Consider the following 561-nt stretch of genomic DNA (forward strand, 5'->3'; position numbering starts at 1 on the left):
GTAGCCGTACCGGAAGGTGCGGCTGGAATACCTCCTTTCTAGAGCATCCGGTATTGATGCTCGTTACGCACGATCATGATCACACAAAAGAGAAACATTAGAAGAAAGTGCCCGCCCCCTTTAGGAAAAGAGGCGCCGGATACCGAGAAAGATGAGAAAGATAAGCTAGTCCCGTAGCTCAGTTGGTTAGAGCACTACACTGATAATGTAGGGGTCAGCAGTTCAAGTCTGCTCGGGACTACCAGGCCAACGGAAAGAGGGGAATTAGCTCAGCTGGCTAGAGCACCTGCCTTGCACGCAGGGGGTCAACGGTTCGAATCCGTTATTCTCCACGTTCTGTGCTGAAAGCACAGGAAAGAGTTCTTTGACATATTGAAAGAAAGAAGACACAAGAGAAGACAACAGCAATGTATTCCTTATTTATTAAGGGATATCATAAGGCAGCCATATACCTAGCAAAAGGGGTATATGCGCGAAGAAAGTAAACAAGGGCACACGGGGGATGCCTAGGCTCTCAGAGGCGATGAAGGACGTGATAAGCTGCGATAAGCCACGGGGATC

The 561-nt window shown here is 48.8% G+C and carries 2 tRNA genes and 1 rRNA gene; all 3 read left to right on the forward strand.

The features are described 5' to 3' along the window. The first annotated feature begins 167 nt into the window (after window positions 1–167). Window positions 168–244 (forward strand) — tRNA-Ile (locus tag ACFSR5_RS18190). Between the two features lie 14 nt (window positions 245–258). Further along, window positions 259–332 (forward strand) — tRNA-Ala (locus ACFSR5_RS18195). Window positions 333–475: 143 nt separating this feature from the next. After that, window positions 476–561: ribosomal RNA gene (locus tag ACFSR5_RS18200) — 23S ribosomal RNA — on the forward strand; the annotation flags it as partial.

It is taken from the genome of Sphingobacterium suaedae (genome assembly GCF_042684625.1).
In the GTDB taxonomy this organism is placed as follows: Bacteria; Bacteroidota; Bacteroidia; order Sphingobacteriales; family Sphingobacteriaceae; genus Sphingobacterium; species Sphingobacterium suaedae.